The organism is bacterium (assembly GCA_024228115.1).
Taxonomy (GTDB): Bacteria; Myxococcota_A; UBA9160; order UBA9160; family UBA6930.
Map to the genome: position 1 here is coordinate 23,107 of JAAETT010000066.1, position 6,192 is coordinate 29,298.

Sequence of the window (6,192 nt, forward strand, 5' to 3'; positions counted from 1 at the left end):
GATCGGATCTCCTCCTCGAGAACGTCCCGAGGCCGATCCCGTAGGAACCGTTGGCCCCAGATTTCCAAGGAAAGAAGTCGGGCGCCATGCTTCGCCGCTTGCCGTTGCTCGGTGCTCCCAGGGGGCCGCGGGCCCTTCGACGGTCGCCAGGGGCCTCGCGGCCGGAACGCGACGCTCCAGAGGCCTCAGGAGAGCGCTGGAGGCCCCCCACGGCTGCGCAGAGCCGCCGCCAGGCCCCGAATGGCGAATGGAAGGTTCCGCTTCAGGTAGCGGGACGCGAGCCGACCGGGCTCCTGGAGCATTCGGTGGAACCACTCCATTCCGATCCGTTGCATCCAGCGCGGAGCTCGAACGATCTCGCCGGCCACGAAGCTCAAGCTGATCCCGCAGCCAAGCCACCAGGTACCGGGGAATTCGGCCCTCAAGGCATCGATCAGGTACTCGGTCTTGGGCGAGCCCAACGCCACAAAAACGAGATCGGGCTGGCTCGCGTGCAGGGTGTCCCGGACCTCCAGAATCTCCTCCTGGGTGGGTGGAATGCTGACACGGGGCGCGAAATGTCCGGCAATGACGAGGCCCGGGTAGCGCTCTTCGAGCCGTCTTCCCGCAGCGGCCGCGACGCCCTTGTCTCCCCCCAGAAGGAACAGACGGCGTCCGCCTCGGGCGGCCTCCTCGGCCAGACGCCACACGAGATCCGACCCCGCGACCCGTTCCGGAAACGGGTGGCCCGCCAGTCTTGCCATCCAAAGGAGAGGTGCACCATCGGGCACTCGCACGTCGGCGCGCCCGTAGAGAGCGGAGACGGCCGGCTCGCGACTGGCCTGCTGGACCAGATCGACGTTCGGCGTGAGGACCCAGCCGCCCTGCCCTTCGGCCATGCCTTCCGCGACCTGGCGACACACCGCTGCGCGATCGAGCTGTTGGAGCGAAAGGCCGAAGAAATCGAAACTTCCCATCATCTCGGCGGTTCCTCGGCGTTCCGGTGCATTCACGGGAGGGGAGCCTTCGTGGCCTTCCCGGCGCTGTCGACCCAGAAACACGACAGCCCGGTTCCCCCCGAAGCAACCACCGAAAGATGGTGAAACTCCGTCGGGCATCGGTGCCAGCAACTCCAACCCGGGTCCGCGGGGCGCTCGGCATCGATGGGCGCAATCGGGGCCCCCGCGAGACATCCGCTCGTATCGATACCCGGGTTCTGGGGGAAACGCAGCTTCCCCAGGTGGTCGACCACTGCGCCGCCCAAGGCCTTGGCGTAGGCCTCCTTCAGCGTCCAGAGCCTCAGGAAGCAGGCGCGCGCTGCGTTTTCTCCATCCGCTGCGAGTACCTGCGAAGCTTCCTCCGGGTGAAAGAACCGCTTCGCCAGGGCCGTGGGGTTCTTCAGCCGCCGTCCCTTCTCGACGTCTACCCCCACCGTTCCGGCACTGACGGCACAAGCCACGAGCCCCTCCGTGTGGGAGACATTGAACGAAGGGGCCGTCATCCCAGAAAGCTCGGGCCGACCACGTTCGGTCCTCTGAATGACCCACGCGGCCGGCGGGAGATCGACGTAGCGTGAGAGCGTGTGGCGCAGGAACCCCCGCCCGCAGAAGAAGCGGCGAGCGGGCTCGGGGGCCATCCGCGCGAACTCGTCTCGCTCGTTCGCAGCCAACACGGCTGCGAACGCGTCCGGCAGAGCCTCTGGCTCAGGCATCAGCCAGAGATGCACCTCGCCCGGGGCGAGGTTGTGGGTCGGTTGTCGAGCGGAGGCCTTCACCTGGCCCCAAACGGTCGGGATCATGGGAGGCCGTGTCAACGTGGCGCCCTGTCCGGCGCCGTGGCCCCTTTCGGGCCTAGTGCCAACAGGGCGTGTGTCCGCGATGTTCACGGATGGTGTCCGACCCCGCTTCCCACCGCAACGTTTCGAAACCCGTGCGTACCCCTCACGTGGATGGCTCATGGCGGCATTCGTTCGCGGGTTGCACGGTCGCCCGGAGCGAAGTCCGAACGGCACTTCGGCGTAGCGCCTGCATCGCCCTCAGCGGGCCGGAAGGTATCGGCAAGACTTGCCTGCTTCAGGATCTCGCCGCAGTGACGGGAGGCGCATTCCGCGTTGCCTATCTCCCGCTCGCCGCCCTGCCGGCCCGGGAGCTCGCCGCCTGGGCGCTCGGTGCCATGGATGAAGAAATGGAAGGCGATCCAGGCGAGGCGCTGCTCACGCTGGCCAACCGGCCCGGCGAACCCCCGTTGCTCCTCGCCATCGACGAGGCCCATGCCATGCCGCCGGCCAGCGCCCGACAGCTCGCCGAGTGGCTCGACGCCGCAAAGGGCCGTCTCGCCCTGGTCGCAGCGTTCAACCCAGATCCCCGAACCCCGCGTGTTCGCCTGGCGCTTGGCGGCGAACGTGTCGATGTCGCCTTCGAGCGGCCGCTCACCCCCGACGAGGCACGCGCGTTCGTGCTCGAGTTCGTCGAGCGCACCGATCCGCTTCCGAGCCGGCGCGCGCGGTTCGATGAAACCACCCTGGCCGGCTTGTTCGCGACGTCGGGTGGATTGCCCGGCCGGCTTCTCGATCTCGCTTGCCATGTCCTGGAGGGAGGTCCGGCACCTGGCGCCGACGGCAATCTCTCGTTGGCGGAGGATTTCGATCCCTTCTCGGTGACCGCCACGGCCGACGCCTACGTCGCGCGTCCGGCCACGGAGCACACCCTTGCCGCCCTCGAGCGGGAACTCGCCGGCGATGCCCCGTTGTTGAGCATGATCGGTCCGCCCGGAATCGGGAAGACGCAGATCCTGCGGGTACTCGCGGGCCGATTGACCGGACGTTTCCAGACCCTCCACGTGGCCTATGGCTCGCTGGAACCCGACGAGCTGGAGCGTTGGATTGCGGCGCTGCTCGGGGCGACCGCCGGAACCGGCGCCCTGCTCGAACACGCCCGAAACGCTGCGGCGGCGGGCACTCCCTTCTTGTTGATGCTCGACGATGCGGGCGCCGTGCCAGACCGTTCGCTCGAGTGGCTTCATGGGCAGGTGGTGGCGAGCGAGGGAGCGCTTCGCATCATCTTCGCCGCCACCGATTCCGGCGGCGATCGCCCTCTTGCGGCCCTCGAGGCGCTGGACCCGGCTCCGCGCAGGATTCCCCTGACCGATCCGCTCGACGCGGACGAGAGCGAAGCCTGGGTGAGCGCCCGCCTGCGTGCGGCCGCAGCACCCGAGCCCATGCGGCGGGTCTTCGATGCGCGCACCGTGCGAGATCTTCACCAACAGGCGGGCGGCAACCCCGCAGAACTCGGGCGTCTCGCAAACGAACGGGTTCGAGAACACGCGGCTTCACCCGGACCGCTGGACGCGCAGCGAGAGCGCCCCACCGCCCGCGATCGTGAATCCGCCAGCCAGCCTCTTTCGTTGCGCGGCGGAACGGGATGGCTGCTTCTCGGGGGGCTGACCCTGGTGGCGCTGCTTGCGTTCTTGCTGCCCGCCGTCACGGATTGGAGCCCCTCGAATTCGGCTCCGGTGGCTGCATCGGAACAGGAAGTCAGTGTCCACATCAACGCGACGCCCTGGGCCCACGTGATGATCGACGGACGTGAGCTTGGCACGACGCCACTCGGCAATGTCCCGCTGACAGTTGGCTCCCATGCGCTTCGCGCAGAACTCGCGGACGGAACCATCATCGAACGCGAGATCGAAATCGACGCCAATCACCGACACGTGGTGATCACCCGATGAATCGAATCCACCGCGCCGCGTGTTTCGTCGCCGTCGGCTGGGTCGCCGCTGCGGCGGCAGCTCAGCCGATGCCAGGCGGCGTTTCTTCCCTCGCCGTCGCCTGGAGCCGAGGAGAGTACCGAGCGCCGATGATCTGCGAGATCGACGGAAGGCCGGCCCGTGCGCTTCGCCGTGTCGTCGTCCAGCCCGGACCGCCGCGCGGCGAACGCCTGACGGGAAAATTGACGTTCTTCGATCTCGAGGCGCCGCCCACCACCCATTGCTACGGCGAAACCGGGGACGACCAGCCCAACCTGATGGGCACCCTTCGCTTCCTCTTCGACGGCCGAACTGGCACGGACACGGCCAGTCACGATTTCGACGAGATCCTGCGCCGCAAGGGTGGTTTCCAATTCGACGTGATCGGCGGCGGCTTGCGGGTCGGGCCTGCCGAAGCTTCGGGAGACGAGTTGGAGACGGTGGAGCTCCGCGGGAGCGAGCTGTGGATGGAGCACGTGAAGCGCGGCAGCGATGCCTTCCGGCGTCTGGCCGAATTCCCCGGCCCGACGAAACGGGTGCTCGTGCTCACTCTCGCCGATGGCCGCAGCTGGAGGTTCGAGCTGGTCCAATGGGCCGCGCCGCGCCCCCGCAAACGGCCCTGAACCCTTGCACGGCCCCTACCCGATCGGTGGCGCCCGCTGGTGGCTGCGAGCGGATGCGGAGCTCGAGACGGCCCGCCCGGCAGTCTTGCGCGTCCAGGCTGCGCTGGCTTCGGGCGCCCTCGTCGATCGCAAGAATGGTCGGCGAAAGAGCCTCTTCGAGGTGCAGCTCAGCGGCTCGGCAGGCAACGAAGCCGCCACCCCCCCCGACCACTTGCTGAAGCGCAACGCCTACACCGGCATGACCCGATTGCGGCGCAGCGTTTCCGGCAGCAAAGCGAGAATCGAGCTGATGCGTGCCGAACAAGCCGCCAGCCGGGGCATTCCCACGCCAATTCCACTCGCCGCGGGCGAAGTCGCTCGCGCCGGCCTGCTCGATCATTGCCTGCTGCTGATGCCGATCCTCGAAGGCGCCACGGATCTTCGCGCCCACTGGGAGGGCCGCAGCCTGCCCCCCCGCGAACGCCACGAGTTGGCGTCGAGCCTGGGCCGATTCACCCGACAATTCCTCGAAGCGGGCCTGTTCCAGGATGATTTCGCACCAAACAACGTCCTGATTCGGCCCGGCTCTCCGCCCGAATTGTGGGTGATCGATTTCGAGCGGGCCGTCTTGCAGGACCGTGTCTCCGCAGCAGACGCCACGCGCATGCTGGCCAAGCTCCAAAGGGAGATGTCGAGCACGAGCCGCAGTGACGAGATCCGTTTCCTTCGCGCATTCGCCGGCGACGAACGCGCAACCTGGTTGCAACGGGTGAGCACAGAGGCGCCGTGGCTTCTGGCCCGGGACCTGGCACATCTGGAGCGCACGCTGCGCCGGCCGGGACGGCGCTTCACCCCGCTTCGCGACGCCGCGTTTCGAGGCTGGCTTCGAAAAGATGTCCCGCTCGCCCAGTTGGCAATAACTCGCGATGCCGCGGCCACACCGGACGAACGGCGGGACCTTCCACCGCTCTCCACTTCCGCCGCTCGGCGGGTCTTTGCCACCGCCATCTTGCTGGCCCGACGAGGGCTCGGCCCTCGGCCGGATGGCGTGTGGGCCTCCCGGGATCGGGCCTGCCTCCTCTACACCCCAGCGGCCCGGAGCAATGGCGCGCCGAGCCCCCCGGCCGGCCGTGCCCTGCTTCACCGACTGCTCGGCTTGGCGGAGATCGAACTCCCGTTCCGGCCCGGAGACCTGGGCCTGGCCATCGGCCCGACCGGGGGAGCCGCTGCCGCATGGATGGCCCCGGAGCGCGTGCTCGTCCGAGGCGCTGCAGCCTCGCAGGAGGAGGTCCGCAGCGCCCTGCAGGGGCTCCTCTAGCCCGCCCCGGCACCGCACCGATCACTCCAGCTTCTGGGGTGAAGATCCGATACGCAGCGCATGGCCCCGCAGCAACCGCCGAAACCGATTCGCTCCCTTCGCGAGGCTGATGTCGAGGTGGAGGTGCAGATCGACAAGTTCATCGCCCGACTGGGCGAGACCATGGACGACCTGCAGGATCTCGAAGCGGCAGGCGACCCGGACGCTTTGCGCCGGCGCGTGCTCGAATTGGCCGCGGAGGCCACCGAACTCGGCTACCCCTCGCTCGCGGGCACCGCGGAACGAATCGCAAGCGCCTGCGGAGAGCAGAACCCGGAGGCCGTGCGCAAGGGCGTGGTCGACCTCACCGAAACTTCCCAGCGGGTTCGACGCGGCCACCGCTCTGCCGCCTAGCGCGCTTCTGAGCTGCGCCTAGCCTGAACTATGCACGAAAGTTGGCTGAGAACCTGGCTTTCCACGGTTTCGGCGTGCCGCGCGGCGATTGACGCTGACGGATTTCGTTTTGGGTGGTCGATGCCCATTCCGTGGCGAGAATTTGGGGCGTGCCTC

The 6,192-nt window shown here is 68.1% G+C and carries 6 protein-coding genes; 4 read left to right on the forward strand and 2 right to left on the reverse strand.

Translation table 11 applies throughout. The features are described 5' to 3' along the window. Positions 1–185: 185 nt before the first annotated feature. Both GY937_03880 and GY937_03885 read right to left on the reverse strand, forming a co-directional pair. Positions 186–959, reverse strand: a complete 774-nt coding sequence (locus GY937_03880) for a WecB/TagA/CpsF family glycosyltransferase (protein ID MCP5055847.1) — start codon at positions 957–959, stop codon at positions 186–188. Between the two features lie 29 nt (positions 960–988). Further along, positions 989–1,777 carry a 4'-phosphopantetheinyl transferase superfamily protein gene (locus GY937_03885; protein ID MCP5055848.1) on the reverse strand — a complete coding sequence of 263 codons (789 nt, stop codon included), beginning with the start codon at positions 1,775–1,777 and terminating at the stop codon, positions 989–991. 131 nt (positions 1,778–1,908) lie between these two features. Here GY937_03885 and GY937_03890 point away from each other — a divergent pair, with 131 nt between their 5' ends. From GY937_03890 to GY937_03905, 4 genes are read left to right on the forward strand one after another with little or no spacing between them, the layout of a single operon-like run. Then, positions 1,909–3,705: a hypothetical protein gene (locus tag GY937_03890; protein ID MCP5055849.1), complete on the forward strand. Its 1,797-nt coding sequence runs from the start codon at positions 1,909–1,911 to the stop codon at positions 3,703–3,705. Continuing rightward, complete coding sequence (locus GY937_03895; protein ID MCP5055850.1) at positions 3,702–4,346, forward strand: hypothetical protein; 645 nt, start codon at positions 3,702–3,704, stop codon at positions 4,344–4,346. Before GY937_03890 ends, GY937_03895 begins: the two co-directional genes overlap by 4 nt. Positions 4,347–4,350: 4 nt before the next feature. Next, a complete protein-coding gene (locus GY937_03900; GenBank protein MCP5055851.1) occupies positions 4,351–5,643 on the forward strand; it encodes a hypothetical protein in 1,293 nt (430 codons plus the stop codon). Positions 5,644–5,703: 60 nt separating this feature from the next. Beyond that, a complete protein-coding gene (locus GY937_03905) occupies positions 5,704–6,036 on the forward strand; it encodes a hypothetical protein (GenBank protein ID MCP5055852.1) in 333 nt (110 codons plus the stop codon). Positions 6,037–6,192: the final 156 nt, after the last annotated feature.

What these genes read in the sequence shown, in the direction of transcription:
- GY937_03895 (MCP5055850.1), top strand. Translation starts at nt 3,702, where the DNA reads ATGAATCGAATCCACCGCGCCGCGTGTTTCGTCGCCGTCGGCTGGGTC.
- GY937_03905 (MCP5055852.1), top strand. Translation starts at nt 5,704, where the DNA reads ATGGCCCCGCAGCAACCGCCGAAACCGATTCGCTCCCTTCGCGAGGCT.
- GY937_03880 (MCP5055847.1), bottom strand. Translation starts at nt 959, where the DNA reads ATGATGGGAAGTTTCGATTTCTTCGGCCTTTCGCTCCAACAGCTCGAT.
- GY937_03885 (MCP5055848.1), bottom strand. Translation starts at nt 1,777, where the DNA reads ATGATCCCGACCGTTTGGGGCCAGGTGAAGGCCTCCGCTCGACAACCG.